We start from the raw sequence: 19,152 nt of genomic DNA, 5'->3' as shown, positions 1-19,152 counted from the left end.
AAACTCGCTCCTACAGAGGGACGCCCTAAAAATCCCCCCACAACTGCTGCGCGATGCTCAACGCCACCACCGGCGCGGTTTCCGTGCGCAGCACCCGCGGGCCAAGGCGGGCAGCGTGGAAACCAGCGTCTTGCGCCTGATCCACTTCCGCATCGTTCAAGCCCCCTTCCGGCCCAATCAGAAACGCCAGGCTCGTGGGCTTTTCATGACTGACCAATGGTTCGGCCACCGGGTGCAGTACCAGCTTCAGATCGGCTTCAGTGTGTTTCAGCCAGTCCGCCAGGGTCACGGGCGGATTAACCACCGGCACCACTGAACGACCACATTGCTCACACGCACTGATCGCGATCTGCTGCCAATGGGCCTGGCGTTTCTCGGCGCGCTCGTCCTTGAGCCGGACTTCGCAGCGCTCACTGATGATCGGGGTGATTTGCGTCACGCCCAGCTCGGTTGCTTTCTGGATGGCCCAATCCATGCGCTCGCCACGGGACAAGCCCTGGCCCAAATGGATTTGCAACGCCGATTCGGTCAGGCCAGCAAAGCTTTCATCGATCTTCACCCGAACGCGTTTTTTGCCAATTTCGATCAGCGTGGCACGAAACTCCGTGCCCGAGCCGTCGAACAGCTGCACGGCGTCACCTTCGGCCATGCGCAGCACGCGGCCGATGTAATGCGCCTGGGCTTCCGGCAGTTCGTGTTCGCCGTGGCTCAGGGCGGCGTCGATAAAGAAGCGGGAGAGTCTCATGGTTGTTCTCTGGAAATTTTTGAAAGTAGTGCCGTACCCCTGTAGGAGCGCGCTTGCCCGCGATTACGTCGTGTCAGGCGATATAAGTGCCGGATGTGCCGACGTCTTCGCGGGCAAGCGCGCTCCTACAAGGTGGTGTTCTGCTTAACCCGGATCACGAAAATCCGGATGGAAATTCTCGCGCACGGCCACGCTGATGTGGGTCCGCGTCGCGATGTCGATGCCTTCAGTGGCCACCTCGGCCAGGAAATCAATCTGCTCCGGCGTAATGACATACGGCGGCAGAAAGTACACCACGCTGCCCAGCGGCCGCAGCAACGCACCCCGCGTGAGCGCATGTTCAAACACCTTCAGACCACGCCGCTCCTGCCATGGGTACGCGGCTTTGGTGGCCTTGTCCTGCACCATCTCGAATGCAATGGCCATCCCGGTCTGCCGCACTTCGGCGATGTTCGGGTGATCCACCAGATGAGCTGTCGCGGTTTTCATGCGCAGGGCCAGTGCCTTGTTGTTCTCGATCACGTTGTCCTGCTCGAAGATGTCGAGCGTCGCCAACGCGGCTGCACAGGCCAGCGGATTGCCGGTGTAGCTGTGGGAATGCAGGAAAGCCCGCAGCGTTGGATAGTCGTCATAGAACGCGTCGTAGACGTCGTCGGTAGTGATGCACGCCGCCAAGGGCAAGTAGCCACCGGTCAGCGCTTTGGACAAACAGAGGAAATCCGGCCGGATGCCCGCTTGCTCGCAGGCAAACATCGTCCCGGTACGGCCAAAACCCACGGCAATCTCGTCATGGATCAAGTGCACGCCATATCGGTCGCAAGCGTCCCGCAGCAGCTTGAGATAGATCGGATCGTACATGCGCATGCCGCCCGCGCCCTGTATCAGCGGCTCGATGATCACGGCAGCCACGGTGTCGTGATTCTCCGCCAGCGTCTGCTCCATGGCTGCAAACATGTTGCGTGAATGCTCTTCCCAGCTCATGCCTTCCGGGCGGTGGTAGCAGTCCGGGCTCGGCACCTTGATGGTTTCCAGCAACAGCGCTTTATAGGTCTCGGTGAACAGCGGCACGTCGCCCACCGACATCGCCGCCATGGTTTCACCGTGGTAGCTGTTGGTAAGGGTGACGAAGCGCTTCTTGTCAGGTTTGCCGCGATTGAGCCAATAGTGAAAGCTCATTTTCAGCGCGACTTCGATGCACGACGAACCGTTATCGGCGTAGAAGCAGCGTGTCAGGCCATCCGGCGTCATCGCTACAAGACGCTCGGACAACTCGATCACCGGCTGATGGCTGAACCCGGCCAGGATCACATGCTCAAGCTGATCGACCTGATCCTTGATGCGCTGGTTGATACGCGGGTTGGCATGGCCGAACACGTTGACCCACCAAGAACTGACCGCGTCCAGATAACGCTTGCCTTCGAAGTCCTCCAGCCAGACCCCCTCGCCACGCTTGATCGGTATCAGCGGCAAGTTTTCGTGGTCTTTCATCTGGGTGCAGGGGTGCCACAGGACCTTGAGGTCGCGCTGCATCCACTGGTTATTCAGGCCCATCGTTGATCTCCTCAGGCTGTGCCGTTGACCACTCGCACGAAACGAGGCCAAACAATCGCGCAAGCCTATGCAATGCGTTGCCACGGGACAACCTTTAGCGCCGATCGCAACCGTTTTAGGCGCCCGACGGACATTGCTGGCGGGCGTTCAACGGCTGGCGTATCCTTCGCGCCTCTTCAAAGAATTGGGCGTTAAAGCCCGACAATTCCTACGTTTTTTCCGGAGTTTGCTGAATGCTTTCTGGTTGGCTGCGCGCCTGTGCGCTGGTGATGATTGGGCTGGTCAGCGCTTCGGCGCTCGCTGTTGATAAACCGCACACCGCCATTGTTGTGGGCGGGGGCATGGCAGGCCTCACGGCTGCTTACGAACTTCAGGCCAAAGGCTGGCAAGTGACGGTGCTTGAGGCCAAACCCACAGTCGGCGGCCGCTCGGGCCTTGCCGGCAGTGAATGGTTCGGTAACGCCAAGGCGCAGCCGCTGCTCAATCAGTACCTGGACCGCTTCAAGCTGAAAACCGTCCCTGCGCCTGAGTTCGTGCGCACACCGGGCTACCTGATTGACGGCGAGTACTTCTCCGCTGCCGATCTGGCCACCAAACAGCCGGCAACCGCCGAGGCCATGAAGCGCTATGACGCGGCCATCGACGACATCGCGCGCTCGATCACTGATCCGCTGAACCCTGCAGCCAACAGCACGTTGTTCGCTCTGGACCAGATCAACGTCGCCAATTGGCTGGACCGTTTGAGCCTGCCCGCCACCGCGCGTCAGTTGATCAATCAACAGATTCGTACCCGATATGACGAGCCGTCGCGCTTGTCGCTTCTGTATTTCGCGCAGCAAGCGCGGGTCAACCGCGATATTGAAGACCGGGACCGCCGCGCCGCTCGTTTGCCGGGTGGCAGCGCTGTGCTGGCGGATGCATTCGTCAAGCAGATCAAGGTCATCAAAACCAATTCCCCGGTGTCTGCTATCAATCAGGACAAGGACAGCGTGACCGTCAAGGTCGGTTCGGTGGGTTATGAAGCTGAATACGTCGTCTTGGCCGTGCCGTTGCGTGCCCTGAGCAAAATTGCCATGACCCCGGCGCTGGACGCTCAGCATCAGGGCGCGATCAAAAGCACCAACTACGGTTGGCACGACCAGATCATGCTCAAGTTCAAGACCCCGGTCTGGGAAAGCAAGGCGCGCATGACCGGCGAGATTTACAGCAACACCGGCCTTGGCATGCTGTGGATCGAGCCTGCGCTCAAAGGCGGCGCCAACGCTGTGATCAACCTCGCCGGCGACAACGCGCGGATCATGCAGGCCTTTGGCGACAAGCAGATGGTCGATCAGGTGCTGATTCGTCTGCACACCTTCTATCCGCAAGCGCGCGGCGCTTACACCGGCTATGAAATTCGCCGGTCGAGTGTTGATCCCTCCACCGGCGGGGCTTATCTGGCGTTCGGCCCTGGGCAGATGAGCAAATACTGGCGTTTGTGGGAACGTCCTCTGCAGCGCGTAGCCTTTGCCGGCGAGCACACTGACGCGTTGTACCCCGGCACTTTGGAAGGCGCACTGCGCACCGGTCAACGTGCGGCCAGTCAGGTTCAGGATTTGGCAGCCGGCAAGTCGTTCGAACCTGTGAAGGCGCCGCCTCCGAAAGCACCTGAAGCGCCGAAAGCTGCTGGTGGCGGTGTGGGCGCGTTCTTCTCGAACATGTTTGGCGGCTCCAAGCCAGAAGCCAAGCCTGTCGAGAAAGCGCCAGAGCCGACTCCAGCACCTGCACCTGCACCCGCTCCAGTGACGCCGCCGCCTGCTCCGGTGGTAGAGCCAGTCAAGCCTGCGGTGGTTGAGCCGGCCAAAAAAGCACCGGCCAAGAAAGAGGCCGTGAAGAAGGAGCCTGTGAAGAAGGCCCCGGCTAAACCAGCTGCGACTCACAAGCCTGCCGCTAAAACCGAGGCGACTAAAAAAGCTCCGGCCAAGGCGACTGAAAAGGCCGCTACACCTGCTGCTCCGGCAGCGGCGCCGAGCAACTGATTGCTCAAGCGCTGAAATGAGAAAGGCGCGGTCCTCGGACCGCGCCTTTTTTTTGCCTACTCCGTCTGTAGGAGACAACTTGTTGGCGAGGCTGACGGTGAGGTGTGTCAGGGGTATTGGATCGCGCACAAGTTCGCTCCTACAGGCACGCCGCGTAACATTCCGTTAATCGAATTCAGAAAAAATGCGACAGGAAGTTTCAATCGTATTTCCTGATATTTCAGAGCGAAATTTTGCGCTTTCTTTCGATAGGTAAAGAGATAGTCTTCTCACAGCATTTACAGGATATCCGCGATGCAACTACGCAACTCTTCTTCTCGTTATGGCTGGGTCAGCATCGTTTTGCATTGGGGTGTCGCGCTGACGGTCTTCGGCATGTTTGCGCTAGGCCTGTGGATGGTCGGTCTGGGCTACTACGACACTTGGCGTAAAGCTGGGCCGGACCTGCACAAAAGCATCGGCATTACCCTGTTTCTGTTCATGCTGCTGCGCGTAGTCTGGCGTTTTGTCAGCCCGCCACCGCCAGCCCCCGCAAGCCAAAGCCGACTGATCAAGGTCGCTGCCACCCTTGGGCATGCGTTTCTTTATCTGGATCTGTTTTTGGTGATGTTCGCCGGTTACCTGATTTCAACCGCAGACGGTGTCGGGATTCCGGTGTTTGGTTTGTTCGAAGTGCCCGCATTGATTAGCGGACTGCCTGACCAGGCGGACGTTGCCGGTGTTGTGCATTTGTATCTCGCCTGGGTTCTGGTGATATTTGCGGTACTCCATGGCCTGGCTGCTTTGAAGCATCACTTCATTGATCGTGATGCGACCCTTGTTCGTATGCTGGGCCGCAAGGCCTGATGTGCTCACTTAATTGAAAGGAAATCTCGTATGTTGAAAAAGACCCTTGCTGCATTGGCCCTCGGTACTGCGCTGCTGACAGCTGGTCAGGCCATGGCCGCTGACTACACCATCGACAAAGAAGGCCAGCACGCTTTCATCAACTTCAAGATCAGCCACTTGGGCTACAGCTTCATCTACGGCTCGTTTAAGGACTGGACCGGTACGTTCAGCTTCGACGCTGCCAAACCTGAAGACAGCAAAATCAGCATTGATGTGAAAACCGCCAGCGTTTTCACCAACCACGCTGAACGTGACAAGCACATCAGCAGCAAGGACTTCCTGGACGTTGCCAGCTTCCCTGACGCCAAGTTCGTTTCCACCAGCGTGAAAACCACCGGCAAGAATGCTGATGGCAAAGTCACTGCTGACGTGACTGGCGACCTGACCATGCACGGCGTGACCAAGCCAGTTGTGGTCAAGACCACATTCCTGGGCGAAGGCAAAGATCCATGGGGCGGCTACCGCGCAGGCTTCGAGGGCACTACCTCGATCAAGCGTTCTGATTTCGGCAAGATGATGGACCTGGGTCCACAGTCCGACACAATGGATCTGGTCATCTCGTTCGAAGGCGTCAAAGCCAAGTAAGACGGCCTGCTGCATCAAAAACGCCGACCTTATGGTCGGCGTTTTTGTGTGCGGCTATTTACTGTAGGAGCGCGCTTGCCCGCGATGGCGTCCGGCCTGATGTATTGATGTCGACTGACACACCGCGATCGCGGGCAAGCGCGCTCCTACAATGCCGTAGCTTCACGGCGTGCCCGCTGTAGGAGCGAACTTGTTCGCGAGACGTCCTCAAGGCAGCAGATCGTCTCGCCAACAAGTTGGTTCCTACAGGGTGTGTGACGCCACACACAAAAACGCCCCGAACCAGTCGGGGCGTTTTTGGTTCAGCGCTGCTTAACCTTCGCGGTTGCGGGTCAGCAGGGCTGGTTTTTCACCGCGTGGGCGGCTTGGCAACTGATCAAGTTGCTCGGCGGACGGGAAGCGATCGTTCTTGGACTCTTTGTGCATGATCTTCGGTGCTGGCTGACCATCCCTTGGACCGCGAACGGCTGGCTCTTGACGCGCCGGCTGATCATCACGTGCCGGACGACGGTTGCGTGGCTGCTCTTCACGACGAGCCTGGCCATCACGAGCCGGACCATTGCGTGGGCCATTGCGCTTGGCCGCTGGAGCACCCGAACCTGCCGGAGCGCCAGTGCCAGTTGCAGCGCCGGTACCGCTGCGAGGACCGCTACGGCCCTGGCTCGGACCACGCGGCGCCGGAGCGGCGCCTGTGGCTGGAGCGCCAGGGCGACGACCACGGCTCTGGGTCTTGTTCGGGTATGGGCTGACGTAATCAGCGCGGTTCCCGAAGTTGTCCACTTCGTCATCCAGAAACTCATCCGGAGCACGGTCACCGCGTGGGGCCGAAGGTTGAGCCTGGCGGGTTTCGCCTGCCGGTGTGCCTTGGCGAGGCTTTTGCGGACGGGCCGGACGAGCAGGGCGTTCACCCGATGCAGCTGCGGCTGCCGGTTTTTCCTTGCCCTTCTCTTTGCCTTTGTCCTTGCGACCGCCACCACCGCCGCCGCCATTCGGGCCATCGCCGCGTGGGCCACGGGCGTTGCGCGGGTTGCGCACGTCCGGACGTTCACGCACTTCAGGCTTTTCAGCTTCGACCGAGTTGATGTCAAAGCCCATCAGATCGCCATCGGCCAGCTTCTGCTTGGTCATGCGCTCGATGCTTTTCAACAGCTTCTCTTCGTCCGGTGCGACCAGAGAGATGGCCTCACCGCTACGACCTGCACGGCCTGTACGGCCGATACGGTGGACGTAGTCTTCATCGACGTTTGGCAGCTCGAAGTTGACGACGTGGGGCAGTTGGTCGATGTCCAGACCGCGCGCGGCAATATCGGTAGCGACCATGATACGAACATCACCGGCCTTGAAGTCGGCCAGAGCTTTGGTCCGAGCGTTCTGGCTCTTGTTACCGTGGATAGCAACAGCGGCGAGGCCGTGTTTGTCCAGGTATTCGGCCAGGCGGTTGGCGCCATGCTTGGTGCGGGTGAAGACCAGCACCTGTTCCCAGGCGCCTGCGGTAATCAGGTGCGCGAGCAGCGAACGCTTGTGGTTGGCAGGCAGGCGGAATACGCGCTGTTCGATACGTTCGACCGTGGTGTTCGGCGGCGTAACTTCAATGCGCTCTGGGTTGTGCAGCAGCTTGCCCGCGAGTGCAGTGATGTCCGACGAGAAGGTCGCGGAGAACAGCAGGTTCTGACGCTTGGACGGCAGACGCGCCAGGACTTTCTTCACGTCATGGACGAAGCCCATGTCGAGCATCCGGTCGGCTTCATCGAGGACCAGGATTTCAACGTGGGACAGGTCGACGCTGCCTTGACCTGCGAGGTCAAGCAGGCGGCCTGGGCAGGCCACCAGTACGTCGACGCCGCGCGCCATGGCCTGAACCTGAGGATTGGTACCGACACCGCCGAAGATGCAGGCGCTGACGAACTTCAGGTTTTTCGCGTAGATCTTGAAGCTGTCATGGACCTGGGCTGCAAGTTCGCGGGTGGGGGTCAGGACCAGTACGCGGGGTTGGCGCGGGCCATGACGTTGAGATTTGTCCGGGTGACCGGCGGGGAAGAGGCGCTCCAGAATCGGGAGGGCGAAACCGCCGGTTTTACCAGTACCTGTCTGAGCAGCAACCATCAGGTCGCGGCCTTGCAACACGGCGGGAATGGCCCGCTGTTGCACCGGAGTAGGCTGGGTATAGCCAGCAGCCTCGATGGCGCTGACTAAAGCCTCGGAGAGACCGAGGGAAGCAAAGGACATGAGTAATCCTGTCTTAATTAGGGCCACGTTGGCCCAAGGGGGAATAATCTACCCGGCGCGAATGTGCGTGCAGATGACGCAATCCCGTCCGGTACTGTCGGGTCTGTAAGTTCAACTCGTGACATGAGCGCGAGAACGAAAAATGCGCTGCTGGTGTGATCGAGTGCTTTCTGCGAGACCGAGCATCCGGGCGTAAGCCTGGCGGGGACGCCGGAGTATAACAGAGCAATCACCGCGCGCTGTGTTCATGCTGCTAAACGGCTTTTTTCTGGTTTATTGGCCGTTTCGGCTCTGAAGCAGGTGCTGATACACCGCCTTGCGCCGATGCCCGAGTATATGCCGCACCGCCCAATGATCCAGCCACTGTTCAAGCGTTTCCGGGGTGATTGGCCGATCCATGCGTTGCTCGGCATTGCTCAGGGCCTTGTCCCACCAGACCTGCGAGCAGGCCTGGTCGAATTCATTGGGGTAGTCACAGCAGCCATAAAGCACTTCGCGGACAAACTGGCGTTGATCCTGTGGCACCGCGAACATCGCGCCCTTGTACATAAAGCGCTGCCAGGCAGGCGGACGCGGCAGGCTCGCTGTCACTCTGCGTGTGTCGTCCAGGCCGCATTTACTGGTCGGATTGTCGCCATGCTTGTTGAGCCAGGCCCGTACTTTGGCGCGAAACAACTGTTTGCGGCTCCAGTAATGGTGAATCAGGTCTGGGCACTCGTTCACCTCCACCTTGTTGTAGGCGGCTACGGCCAGACAGAACTCTTCAAGGGTGATGGCGCCGGGCGTGATGGGGAAAAACTCATCCATCATCTCGACGGATCGGTCGAGAATCTCTGCGTCGTCACGGGTCAAGCCGATCACGCCCGAATTGAGCAGCGGCATGCTGTCGTCGGCAAGGCCGCGTTGAGCGAGCTTTTCCGCGAGCGCGGTGTACAGAACGGTTTGTTTGCAGGCGTCATAGCGCAAGGTGAATGCATTACACAGCAGCTTGCCGGGTTCGACCCGTTCGAACAGCTTCATGGGGCTTTCGTGGAAGAAGGTATCGGTGTCGATCAGAATGGCTTTGTCGCATTCCTCCAGCACCTTGCGCACCAGCACCTGTTTGCAGCGGAAGTGGTAGCCGTGAGGTCCGCTCCAGGCGCGCCGGGTGGGTGCGTCGAAACGCCGAACACGGACGGGCAGGTGGCGGTAAGGAGCGGGGTCGTCGCTGAAGACTTGAATGTCCAGCGGCAGCTCTGATGTTTCCCGCATACCGGCAAGGGCGCTGGCGATGCTGAAAACAGCTTCCTGATGATAGGTCTCGGCACCAAAGGCAAGGTAGACGAGTTGTGGGCGTGATGCGATTTTACTGATGGAGGTCAACTGCTGGGTTTCCGTCTCGATTAAGGCGTCGGCAGGCCTCGCATGACGAAACCTACCGATGAAACGTTGCCCTAATGTGACGGAGCTGACCAGACCGAGTTCAGTGGTCCCTTAACGCGACAGTTTCAGGTTGTTCCACACCGCCAGGCTAGGCTCTGCCTGGTTCAGCGTGTAGAAATGCAAACCTGGCGCGCCGCCTTGTAACAAGCGCTCACACATCTGTGTGATGACCTCTTCGCCAAATTTCTGAATGCTCGGCGAATCGTCGCCGTGTGCTTCCAGTTGTTTCCGAATCCAGCGTGGGATTTCTGCACCGCATGCGTCGGAGAAACGAGCGAGCTTGCTGTAGTTGGTGATCGGCATGATGCCCGGCACGATCGGAATGTTCACACCCAGCTTTTGAACGCGGTCGACGAAGTAGAAATAGCTGTCGGCGTTGAAGAAGTACTGGGTGATCGCGCTGTCGGCACCGGCGTTGGCTTTGGCCACGAAGTTGTTGATGTCGTGCTCGAAGTTGCGCGCTTGGGGGTGCATCTCCGGATAGGCCGCGACTTCGATATGGAAATGGTCGCCGGTTTCTTCACGAATGAAGCTGACCAGATCGGCGGCATAACGCAGCTCACCGCTAGACATGCCCATGCCGGACGGCAAGTCGCCGCGCAGGGCAACGATGCGCTTGATGCCTGCCTCTTTGTATTGAGTGAGCAAGCCGCGCAAGTCAGCTTTGCTGTCGCCCACGCAGGACAAATGCGGTGCGGCAGGTACGTTCACTTCTTTTTCCAGCTGCAGGACGGTGTTGATCGTGCGATCACGCGTCGAGCCGCCTGCACCATACGTGCAGGAGAAAAAATCGGGGTTGTAGCCAGCCAGTTGGCGAGCCACGTTCATCAGTTTTTCATGTCCAGCGTCGGTCTTCGTGGGGAAGAACTCGAAGCTGAAGCCGTGGTTTTGGGACATGACGATATCCTTGAAAGCGCATTCGACAAACGCCGACGTCCTGTAGGAGCGCGCTTGCCCGCGATATCGGTGTGTCAGTCAGCATTGACGGTGCTGACACATCTCAATCGCGGGCAAGCGCGCTCCTACATGAACAGCGTTTCAGGCTGGATCAGTAACGATAAGCGTGCGGCTTGAACGGGCCTTCGACGCCGACGCCGATGTAGTCGGCCTGGGTCTTGGTCAGTTTGGTCACGACGCCGCCGAAACCGCGGACCATTTCCAGGGCCACTTCTTCGTCCAGCTTCTTGGGCAGCACTTCTACGGTCAGGCGTTCGGCTTTCTGAGCAGGGCTCAGGTCAGCGTACTTCTGGCCGAACAGGAAGATCTGCGCCAGCACCTGGTTGGCGAACGAGCCGTCCATGATGCGGCTCGGGTGACCGGTCGCGTTGCCCAGGTTCACCAGACGGCCTTCGGCCAGCAGGATCAGGTAGTCATCGTTTTGCGGATCGAAGCTGCCTGCGCCGGTGCGGTGAATCTTGTGCACCTGTGGCTTCACTTCTTCCCATGCCCAGTTCTTGCGCATGAAAGCTGTATCGATCTCGTTGTCGAAGTGACCGATGTTGCACACCACAGCGCGTTTTTTCAGCGCTTTGAGCATGTTCGAGTCACAGACATTGACGTTACCGGTGGTGGTCACGATCAGGTCGATCTTGCCCAGCAGTGCCTTGTCGATGCTCGCTTCGGTGCCGTCGTTTTCGCCATCGATGAACGGCGAAACCAGTTCGAAACCGTCCATGCAGGCTTGCATGGCGCAGATTGGATCGACTTCGGTCACTTTGACGATCATGCCTTCCTGACGCAGCGACTGAGCCGAGCCTTTGCCCACATCACCGTAGCCGATGACCAACGCTTGCTTGCCGGACAACAGGTGGTCGGTGCCGCGTTTGATGGCGTCGTTCAAGCTGTGACGGCAACCGTACTTGTTGTCGTTTTTGCTTTTGGTGACGGAGTCATTGACGTTGATGGCCGGGATCTTCAGCTCGCCCTTGGCCAGCATGTCCAGCAGGCGGTGGACGCCGGTGGTGGTCTCTTCGGTCACGCCGTGAACGCGGTCCAGGATGGCCGGGTATTTCTTGTGCAGCAACTCGGTCAGGTCGCCGCCGTCGTCGAGGATCATGTTGGCATCCCAAGGCGCGCCATCTTTCAGGATGGTTTGCTCAAGGCACCACTCGTATTCTTCTTCGGTTTCGCCTTTCCAGGCGTACACCGCGATACCGGCAGCGGCAATAGCAGCAGCGGCCTGATCCTGCGTGGAGAAGATGTTGCAGGAGGACCAGCGAACTTCGGCACCCAGGGCAACCAGGGTTTCGATCAGCACGGCAGTCTGAATGGTCATGTGAATGCAGCCGAGGATCTTCGCGCCCTTGAGCGGTTGCTCGCCGGCGTATTTGCGACGCAGGCCCATCAGGGCTGGCATTTCGGATTCGGCGATGATGGTTTCGCGACGGCCCCAGGCAGCCAGGGACATGTCGGCGACTTTGTAGTCGTTGAAATCGTTGGGCGTCAGTACAGCGCTCATAAGAGTCTCCATTCGTAGGGTGCGAATGGGCGCCGTTGTGCGTTTAAAGCTTGATCGGTAGGCAGGAGCCTGATCAAACAACGCCCCATCCGAGCCTGACAGGATTGACCTGCTGCAGCGCCCCTCGGACAGGTGGCGGGAAAACGGTATCAAGCGGGGATGACCGTTTTTTGAAGCGGGGGCGATTATCTTTCTTTGAGCTGTAAGTGGCAAGCTGCAAGCGGCAGGCGGTATAGAACAGCGGACCTGCTTTTAACTTGCAGCTTCAGGCTTGAAGCTTGAAGCTGGGGGTACATCAACCGCCATCTCCCAAACACCACGGAGCCCCCATGAACTTCCACACTCGCAAATGGGTAAAACCTGAAGACCTCAACCCCAACGGCACGCTGTTTGGGGGCAGTCTATTGCGCTGGATCGACGAAGAAGCGGCGATTTACGCCATCGTTCAGCTGGGTAATCAGCGCGTGGTGACCAAGTACATTTCGGAGATTAACTTCGTCAGCGCCTCGCGCCAGGGCGACATCATCGAACTGGGCATCACAGCCACCGAGTTCGGCCGTACCTCGATCACCCTGACCTGCCAGGTGCGCAACAAAATCACCCGCAAGAGCATTCTGACGGTGGAGAAGATGGTCTTCGTGAATCTGGGCGAGGACGGCCTGCCCGCGCCGCACGGCAAGACAGAAATCAGCTACGTGAAAGATCAGTTCAAGGACGAAGTGATTAACAAGTGAAACCGCACGACTTGTAGGAGCGCGCTTGCCCGCGATAACGATCTGTCTGCGCCAAATGCGTTGGCTGACAGGACTCCATCGCGGGCAAGCGCGCTCCTACAAATTCAAAGCATCAGGCCGGGTTTTTTGCCCACCAATCCCGCAGCCACTGCAAGCCTTCGCTGGTGTCGCCTTTCGGGCGGTATTCGCAGCCGACCCAACCCGTATAACCCAGGCGATCAAGCTCTTCGAACAGCCATGGGTAATTCACTTCGCCGATGTTCGGCTCATGACGATCCGGCACGCCAGCAATCTGGATGTGGCCGATGCCGGCGAAGTCGCGGCGCAGTTTGGCGGTCACGTCGCCTTCGACGATCTGGCAGTGGTAGCAGTCGAACTGGACCAGCAGATTATCAGCGCCGATAGCCTTGCGAATGTCCTGAGCCTGGTCCTGACGATTCAGAAAAAAGCCCGGAATATCCCGTGTGTTGATCGGCTCGATCAGCACCTTGATCCCGACTTTTGCTGCTTCATGTGCGGCGTAGCTCAGGTTTTCCAGATACACCGCGTGATGCCGCTCGCGCAGGTCTTCGCTGGGCAACAGGCCCGCCATCGCATGAATCCGGTCGTTGCCCAGCACGGCAGCGTATTCCAGCGCTTTTTGAAAGCCGCTGCGAAACTCTTCTTCGCGCCCCGGCAGCGACGCAATGCCTCGCTCGCCCTTACTGAAATCACCCGGCGGCATGTTGAACAGCGCTTGCTCCAGGCCGAAATCGTCCAGGCGCAATTTGATTTCAGCGGCGGTGTAATCGTAAGGAAACAGGTATTCGATCCCTTTGAATCCGTCCGCCGCCGCAGCGCCGAAACGGGCCAGAAAATCATGTTGCGGGTACATCATGCTGAGGTTGGCAGCGAAGCGAGGCATGTTAACTCCTGTCTTTTAAGGTCGGACGCCTGGCGTCTTGGGAGCCAGACGAAAAGCGTCCTGAAGCGTCAGACGAAAGGCCAGATCACCAGGGTCGCGAGGAAGCCCAGCGTGCCCAGCACAGTGACGAGGAACGTCCAGGTGCGCAAGCCGTCACCGACGTTCAGACCGGCCAGTTTGGTGAACATCCAGTAGCCCGCATCGTTGATGTGCGACATGGCCAGACCGCCGCCGCCCATCGCCAGGCAAAGCAGTGCTAGATGGTTAGGCGTCAGGTTGAGAGTCGCGATCAGCGGGCTGAGAATGCCGGCTGTGGTGACCAGCGCAACGGTGGTCGAACCCTGTACGGCGCGCAGCAACACAGTCAGCAGGAAGCCAAGCGCCAACACAGGCAAGCCCGTTGTGCGCAGCGCTTCAGAAACGACAGCGCCGATGCCGGTATCGACGAGCACTTTACCGAACACGCCGCCAGCACCGGCGATCAGGATCACCATCGCCACACCGGGCAAAGCCGAACCGATCACGTCAGACACCTGAGTACGACTCCAGCCGCGACGCGAACCCAGCAGATAGGCGCACAGCAGTGTGTCGATCAGCAATGCAACCAACGGCGCGCCTAGAACAGTCAGCACGCTGCGCAGGGTCGATTCGGCAGGCAGCATGGTGGTTGCCAGTGTACCGAGCAAAATCAACACGATCGGCAACAGAATCAAGCCAATGATCAAACCGAAGCCGGGTGCAGGGGCAGGTGGCAGTTTGGCGGCCAGGCTGCTGGCGCTTTCTTCAAGGCCCAGCGTCTTGCTGTGCGCGGCTTGGCTGGTGTTCGAGTAATCATCACGAGCCCAGGCGGCCAGGTCTTCGTTGGTGATGTGCGGACCGTAGACCTCAGCACGAATGTCATCGGTCATCGGGTAGACCTTGCGGGTCATGCGCCCGGCGATCAGGTAGCCAATCAGACACAGCACGCCAACGATGGGAATGCCGAACATCAGCACACGTCCCAGATCTGCCCCCAATTGACCGGCAGCCGCAACGGCGCCAGGGTGAGGCGGCAAGAAGGCATGCACAGACAGCAGCGCGGCACACATTGGCAGCGCGAAAATCAGCAGCGGTTTACGGGCCGCGCGGGCAACGCCGTAAGCCAGTGGCATGAGGATGATCACACCGACTTCGAAGAACACCGGAATCCCCACCATGAATCCGGCAATCGTCAACGCCAGTGGCGTACGGCGGTTGCCGAAGCGGTTGATCAGGGTTTTCGCCAGCGCTTCCGCGCCGCCGGACAGTTCAATGATGCGGCCGATCATTGCACCCAGCGCGATGATGATCGCGATGTGGCCGAGGGTCTTGCCCATGCCGCCTTCAATCGTGGCGACCAGATCGGCGGGTTTAACCCCGGCAACCAGTGCCACGATGATGCTGACCAACATGAGCGCAACGAACGGCTGAAATTTGTACTTCAGCACCAGCAACAGCAACAGGGCAATGCCTGCGCCAGCGGTCAACATCAGAAAGAGAGGAGTCATGGTGTGTGATGTCCTGTTGTTATTGTTTTCCGGCGAGGCCGGGATGCTTAAAGAGGCCGCATGCGGCCCCCGGTCAACGCTGTCGCATTACCACTTCACGCCGAACGTCTGGCGCAATTCTTCCAGCGCCGCTTCGTTCAGCGGTTCTGGTTTGGGGTTGCTCATCAGCCACAGGCGAGCGGTTTCTTCGAGCTCTTCCAGGGCGTAACAGGCTTTGGCCACCGAGCTTTCCCAGATCACCGGGCCCAGGCGCTCAAGCATCACGCCGCGCACGCTGTTAGCCAGTTGAGCGACCTGCTCGGCGACCTTCGGTGAGCCCGGACGCTCGTAGGAAATCAGCGGGATATGCCCGACTTTCATTACCTGGTACGGCGTGAGCGGGGGAAGAATGTCGTCCTGTTGCCAGACGCCAGCGAGGGTCAGCGCCACCAGATGCGTGGAATGGGTGTGAACCACGCCGCCAACGCCAGGATTGCGGTCGTAGACCTCGCGATGCAGAGCAAGAGTCTTCGAAGGCTTGTCACCGGATACCCACTCACCCGCCAGATTGACCTTGGCGATGGACGCAGGATCGAGACGACCCAGGCAGGCGTCAGTCGGCGTGATCAGCCAGCCGTCGTCGAGGCGGGCGCTGATGTTGCCAGCGCTACCGACCGTGTAGCCCCGGCCATACAGCAATCGGCCGACGGTGCAGATTTCTTCGCGCAGGGTATTTTCAGTGCTCATTGCGCACCTCCGGCCAGTTGCTTGAGGGCTTTGTCGAAGAAGTCGCGACCGCCGAAGTTGCCGGACTTGAGCGCCAGCGCCAACGGTTGCGCCCCGGTGCTTTGCGTCGCCGGAACGCCCGGATCGATCTGTGCGCCAATCTTCAGCAGCTGCACGCCAAGGGCTTGAACCACCGCGCCGGAGGTTTCTCCACCCGCCACCACGAAGCGACGCACTCCGGCTTGCAACAGGCCGTGAGCAATCTGCCCCAACGCGTCTTCGACCAGAGCGCCTGCGCGTTCGACGCCCAGTTTTTGCTGCACGGCTTTGACTTCATCGGGAGAGCTGGTGGCGTAGATCAGCACGGTCTGCCCGGCATCCCGCGCAAACGCCAGCGCCTGTTCAACCACCGGTTGACCGTCGGCCAGTGCCAGTGGGTCGATACGCAGGGCGGGGCGACCGGCTGCAAGCCAGGCCGCTACCTGACCGTTGGTGGCCACCGAAGCGCTGCCCGCGAGCACCACTTCACCGCCGCTGATATCTGCCAGCTTCGATGCATCGATGTCGCGCAGCTTGCCCGCCTTGCGGAAGTTACCCGGCAAACCCAGCGCCAAGCCTGAGCCACCAGTCAGCAGCGGCAAGTCGGCACAGGCGGCGCCGAGGGTGTAGAGATCGGCGTCCGACAGTGCATCGGCCACGGCCATACTTACGCCATCAGCGCGCAGTTCTGCGATGCGCGCGCGCACGCTTTCGACGCCTTGTGACACGCTGTCGTAACGCAGCAGACCAACCTTCTTCTGGGTTTGCGATTGCAGCACGCGCACCAGATTGGCGTCGGTCATCGGCGTCAACGGATGGTTTTGCATGCCGCATTCGTTGAGCAGTTGGTCCTGTACGAACAAATGACCACGGAAGATCGTGCGGCCGTTTTCCGGGAACGCCGGGCAGGCCAGGGTGAAGTCGCTGCCCAGTTTTGCCAGCAGCGCTTCACTGACCTGACCGATGTTGCCGGCGGCAGTTGAATCGAAGGTGGAGCAGTACTTGAAGAAGATCTGCTCGCAGCCTTGGTCTTGCAGCCATTGCAGCGCTGCAAGGGACTCGGCAACCGCGTCGGCGGCTGGCGTGGTACGGGATTTCAAGGCAATGACGATCGCGTCGGCGTCCATGTCCGCCAGGCTGTCTGCGCTGGGGATCCCGATGCTTTGCACGGTACGCATGCCGCCGCGCACCAGCATGTTGGCAAGGTCCGTGGCGCCGGTGAAGTCATCGGCGATGCAGCCCAGCAATGGGCGAATGGTTGCGCTCATTACAGTTTCCTCAGGCTTGATCAGGCTTGGCGACAGGCAGCGTGATGCCCGGGAAAATCTTGATGACGGCCGAGTCGTCTTCGCGGCCAAAGCCTGCGGTGGAGGCCTGCATGAACATCTGGTGAGCGGTGGAGGACAGCGGCAGCGGGAATTTACTGGCGCGGGCGGTATCCAGTACCAGGCCCAGGTCCTTGACGAAGATGTCCACAGCGGACAGCGGCGTGTAGTCGGCTTTCAGGATGTGCGGCACGCGGTTTTCGAACATCCACGAATTGCCTGCGCTGTTGGTGATCACTTCGTACAACGCGTCAGCGTCGACGCCTTCACGCAAGCCCAGCGCCATGGCTTCGGCGCTGGCTGCGATGTGAACGCCAGCCAGCAGCTGATTGATGATTTTGACTTTCGAGCCCAGACCGTGGACGTCACCCAGGCGGTAGACCTTGCCAGCCATGCCGTTCAGGACCGCGTCGGCTTTGGCGTAGGCATCAGCCGGGCCGGAGGTCATCATGGTCATCTGGCCGGAAGCGGCCTTGGCTGCGCCGCCGGAGATCGGGGCGTCGAGGTACAGCAGGTTTTCTTTGGCCAGACGCTCGCCCAGTTCAATCGCGAAGGTTGGCGCGACGGTGGCGCAGCCGATGACGAGGCTGCCAGGACGCAAGGCGGCGATTGCGCCGTTGTCGCCGAACAGTACGGATTCAGTCTGTTCTGCGTTGACTACGACTGTCACGATCACATCGCACAGCGCTGCCATAGCGGCAGGGGAGGCGCAGGCGACGCCGCCTTCGGTGGCAAATTGTTCGGTGACGGCGGTGCGCACATCACAGGCGTGGACGTTGAAGCCGCTGCGCAGCAGTGAACGGGCGATGCCCAACCCCATGGCGCCCAAACCGATAACGCCGACATTCTTGTTATTCATGGTGTGTCTCCTCGGGTCGCACGCCGAAACCGCTTCACCGGCGCTCGAATGTGTTGTTCGAAACTGTGAAAACGATAGTGAACCTGTGATCGGATAATGTGAAGTGTTTTTTTAAATTCACAAAACTTAACATTGGCACGAGATCGCAGGCACAAAAAAGCCCCGGATCAATCCGAGGCTGGAAATGTATAGCGGCTTAGCGATTTGACGCAGTTTGTGTGGGAGCGGACCTGTCCGCGAAGACTGTAGTTCAGGCGAAACATTCGTTGCGGATGTACCAGCCTCTTCGCGGACAGTTCCGCTCCCACGTTTGAGGATCAGGATCGGCGCGCGTGCTCTACTGCTTGCCACCCACCGACGCCAGCATCAACTCCACGCCCTGCCTGCGAATCGCTTCCGCTGCAGCTTCGGCCAGGTTTTCATCGCTGATGATCGCGTCGAATTGTTCAAGCCCGGCGACCTTGTACATACCGAAGGTGCCGTATTTAGAACTGGTCGTGAGCAGTACCGAGCGCGAGGCTGATTGCATGGCGGCTTGCTTGACCTCGACCTTGAGCGCAGATGGGGTGGTGGTGCCGCGCTGCAGATCCCACGAGCTGGTGGACATGAACGCCACGTCGGTCGCGAGTTGACGCAGGGTCGCGGCGGCCAGACCGCCCACGCACGAGCGGTTGGGGTGGTCGAGCAAGCCTCCGGTGTGAATCACATCCACATGGGTAGCATCGGCTAGGGCATGCACCACGCCGAAGTCATTGGTCACAACCGTCATGCCAGCCAGCGCGACGATGTGCGGCACGATTTCCAGCGTGCTGGTGCCGGCGTCCAGATAAACCGTCATTTCCGGGTGCAACAAACTCGCGGCCAGACGTGCCATGGCTTGTTTGTGCGGCAGCTCGACGACGGCTTTGGATTGATGGCTGGGTTCGCTGTGAACCTGGCTGGCGATGCGTACGCCGCCTGTCACCGAGTAAGCACGGCCGCTTTGTTCGAGCAGTGCAATGTCGCGGCGAACGGTCATGTGCGAGCAATCGAACATCTCCACCAACTGATGCACGCTCAACACCTGATGTTTGCGCAACTGACGCAGCATCAACTCCCGGCGTTGCTCGGGAATCATCGGTGCAGCGCCGGTGATCGCAGTGTCCTCGTTGCTAACCATTGGTGCTC

The 19,152-nt window shown here is 59.6% G+C and carries 16 protein-coding genes and 1 riboswitch; of the genes, 4 read left to right on the top strand and 12 right to left on the bottom strand.

The features are described from left to right. Positions 1–25: 25 nt before the first annotated feature. Together ACWKV9_RS16335 and ACWKV9_RS16330 are read right to left on the bottom strand one after the other, a co-directional pair. Positions 26–745 (bottom strand): 16S rRNA (uracil(1498)-N(3))-methyltransferase, encoded by a 720-nt coding sequence (locus tag ACWKV9_RS16335; protein ID WP_483837169.1) that lies wholly within the window; start codon positions 743–745, stop codon positions 26–28. A 144-nt stretch (positions 746–889) separates the two neighbouring features. Next, on the bottom strand, positions 890–2,296 hold the full coding sequence (locus ACWKV9_RS16330) for an adenosylmethionine--8-amino-7-oxononanoate transaminase (RefSeq protein WP_483837168.1): 1,407 nt from the start codon (positions 2,294–2,296) through the stop codon (positions 890–892). Between the two features lie 233 nt (positions 2,297–2,529). On the opposite strand from ACWKV9_RS16330, the gene ACWKV9_RS16325 reads away from it, so the two are divergent. From ACWKV9_RS16325 to ACWKV9_RS16315, 3 genes are all read left to right on the top strand, one after another. Continuing rightward, positions 2,530–4,314 carry a flavin monoamine oxidase family protein gene (locus tag ACWKV9_RS16325; protein ID WP_483837167.1) on the top strand — a complete coding sequence of 595 codons (1,785 nt, stop codon included), beginning with the start codon at positions 2,530–2,532 and terminating at the stop codon, positions 4,312–4,314. A gap of 294 nt (positions 4,315–4,608) precedes the next feature. Next, positions 4,609–5,160, top strand: a complete 552-nt coding sequence (locus ACWKV9_RS16320) for a cytochrome b (protein WP_483837166.1) — start codon at positions 4,609–4,611, stop codon at positions 5,158–5,160. A 30-nt stretch (positions 5,161–5,190) separates the two neighbouring features. Continuing rightward, positions 5,191–5,787: a YceI family protein gene (locus ACWKV9_RS16315; RefSeq protein WP_483837165.1), complete on the top strand. Its 597-nt coding sequence runs from the start codon at positions 5,191–5,193 to the stop codon at positions 5,785–5,787. A gap of 312 nt (positions 5,788–6,099) precedes the next feature. On the opposite strand, the gene rhlE2 is transcribed toward ACWKV9_RS16315, so the two are convergent. From rhlE2 to ahcY, 4 genes are all read right to left on the bottom strand, one after another. Next, entirely contained in the window at positions 6,100–8,013 is a 1,914-nt protein-coding gene (rhlE2, locus tag ACWKV9_RS16310; protein ID WP_483837164.1) for an RNA helicase RhlE2, read from the bottom strand. A gap of 273 nt (positions 8,014–8,286) precedes the next feature. Continuing rightward, entirely contained in the window at positions 8,287–9,375 is a 1,089-nt protein-coding gene (locus ACWKV9_RS16305) for a hypothetical protein (protein ID WP_483837163.1), read from the bottom strand. A 111-nt stretch (positions 9,376–9,486) separates the two neighbouring features. Further along, positions 9,487–10,332, bottom strand: a complete 846-nt coding sequence (gene metF, locus ACWKV9_RS16300) for a methylenetetrahydrofolate reductase [NAD(P)H] (protein ID WP_483837162.1) — start codon at positions 10,330–10,332, stop codon at positions 9,487–9,489. Positions 10,333–10,483: 151 nt separating this feature from the next. Continuing rightward, complete coding sequence (gene ahcY, locus ACWKV9_RS16295) at positions 10,484–11,893, bottom strand: adenosylhomocysteinase (protein ID WP_483837161.1); 1,410 nt, start codon at positions 11,891–11,893, stop codon at positions 10,484–10,486. A 20-nt stretch (positions 11,894–11,913) separates the two neighbouring features. Next, positions 11,914–12,025: riboswitch (S-adenosyl-L-homocysteine riboswitch) on the bottom strand. Between the two features lie 197 nt (positions 12,026–12,222). On the opposite strand from ahcY, the gene ACWKV9_RS16290 reads away from it, so the two are divergent. Continuing rightward, a complete protein-coding gene (locus ACWKV9_RS16290; RefSeq protein ID WP_483837160.1) occupies positions 12,223–12,627 on the top strand; it encodes an acyl-CoA thioesterase in 405 nt (134 codons plus the stop codon). Positions 12,628–12,739: 112 nt separating this feature from the next. Here the strand turns inward: ACWKV9_RS16290 and otnI are convergent, their stop codons facing one another. The 6 genes from otnI to ACWKV9_RS16260 form a co-directional block, all read right to left on the bottom strand. Further along, on the bottom strand, positions 12,740–13,531 hold the full coding sequence (gene otnI / locus ACWKV9_RS16285) for a 2-oxo-tetronate isomerase (protein WP_483837159.1): 792 nt from the start codon (positions 13,529–13,531) through the stop codon (positions 12,740–12,742). 68 nt (positions 13,532–13,599) lie between these two features. Next, positions 13,600–15,057 carry a GntT/GntP/DsdX family permease gene (locus ACWKV9_RS16280; protein ID WP_483837158.1) on the bottom strand — a complete coding sequence of 486 codons (1,458 nt, stop codon included), beginning with the start codon at positions 15,055–15,057 and terminating at the stop codon, positions 13,600–13,602. 87 nt (positions 15,058–15,144) lie between these two features. Further along, entirely contained in the window at positions 15,145–15,783 is a 639-nt protein-coding gene (gene otnC / locus ACWKV9_RS16275) for a 3-oxo-tetronate 4-phosphate decarboxylase (RefSeq protein ID WP_483837157.1), read from the bottom strand. Next, complete coding sequence (gene otnK, locus ACWKV9_RS16270; protein ID WP_483837156.1) at positions 15,780–17,069, bottom strand: 3-oxo-tetronate kinase; 1,290 nt, start codon at positions 17,067–17,069, stop codon at positions 15,780–15,782. The genes otnC and otnK overlap by 4 nt, the downstream gene beginning before the upstream one ends. A gap of 10 nt (positions 17,070–17,079) precedes the next feature. Further along, positions 17,080–18,075: an L-threonate dehydrogenase gene (gene ltnD / locus ACWKV9_RS16265; protein WP_483837327.1), complete on the bottom strand. Its 996-nt coding sequence runs from the start codon at positions 18,073–18,075 to the stop codon at positions 17,080–17,082. Positions 18,076–18,322: 247 nt separating this feature from the next. After that, on the bottom strand, positions 18,323–19,144 hold the full coding sequence (locus ACWKV9_RS16260) for a DeoR/GlpR family DNA-binding transcription regulator (protein ID WP_483837155.1): 822 nt from the start codon (positions 19,142–19,144) through the stop codon (positions 18,323–18,325). Positions 19,145–19,152: the final 8 nt, after the last annotated feature.

The sequence above is a fragment of the Pseudomonas corni genome (genome assembly GCF_057128765.1).
This window is presented reverse-complemented; position numbering and strand designations above follow the sequence as displayed.

Bases quoted from the DNA above. Each gene is read 5' to 3' on its own strand.
- ACWKV9_RS16335 (WP_483837169.1), bottom strand. From the start codon at position 745: ATGAGACTCTCCCGCTTCTTTATCGACGCCGCCCTGAGCCACGGCGAA.
- ACWKV9_RS16330 (WP_483837168.1), bottom strand. From the start codon at position 2,296: ATGGGCCTGAATAACCAGTGGATGCAGCGCGACCTCAAGGTCCTGTGG.
- ACWKV9_RS16325 (WP_483837167.1), top strand. From the start codon at position 2,530: ATGCTTTCTGGTTGGCTGCGCGCCTGTGCGCTGGTGATGATTGGGCTG.
- ACWKV9_RS16320 (WP_483837166.1), top strand. From the start codon at position 4,609: ATGCAACTACGCAACTCTTCTTCTCGTTATGGCTGGGTCAGCATCGTT.
- ACWKV9_RS16315 (WP_483837165.1), top strand. From the start codon at position 5,191: ATGTTGAAAAAGACCCTTGCTGCATTGGCCCTCGGTACTGCGCTGCTG.
- rhlE2 (WP_483837164.1), bottom strand. From the start codon at position 8,013: ATGTCCTTTGCTTCCCTCGGTCTCTCCGAGGCTTTAGTCAGCGCCATC.
- metF (WP_483837162.1), bottom strand. From the start codon at position 10,332: ATGTCCCAAAACCACGGCTTCAGCTTCGAGTTCTTCCCCACGAAGACC.
- ahcY (WP_483837161.1), bottom strand. From the start codon at position 11,893: ATGAGCGCTGTACTGACGCCCAACGATTTCAACGACTACAAAGTCGCC.
- ACWKV9_RS16290 (WP_483837160.1), top strand. From the start codon at position 12,223: ATGAACTTCCACACTCGCAAATGGGTAAAACCTGAAGACCTCAACCCC.
- otnI (WP_483837159.1), bottom strand. From the start codon at position 13,531: ATGCCTCGCTTCGCTGCCAACCTCAGCATGATGTACCCGCAACATGAT.
- ACWKV9_RS16280 (WP_483837158.1), bottom strand. From the start codon at position 15,057: ATGACTCCTCTCTTTCTGATGTTGACCGCTGGCGCAGGCATTGCCCTG.
- otnC (WP_483837157.1), bottom strand. From the start codon at position 15,783: ATGAGCACTGAAAATACCCTGCGCGAAGAAATCTGCACCGTCGGCCGA.
- otnK (WP_483837156.1), bottom strand. From the start codon at position 17,069: ATGAGCGCAACCATTCGCCCATTGCTGGGCTGCATCGCCGATGACTTC.
- ACWKV9_RS16260 (WP_483837155.1), bottom strand. From the start codon at position 19,144: ATGGTTAGCAACGAGGACACTGCGATCACCGGCGCTGCACCGATGATT.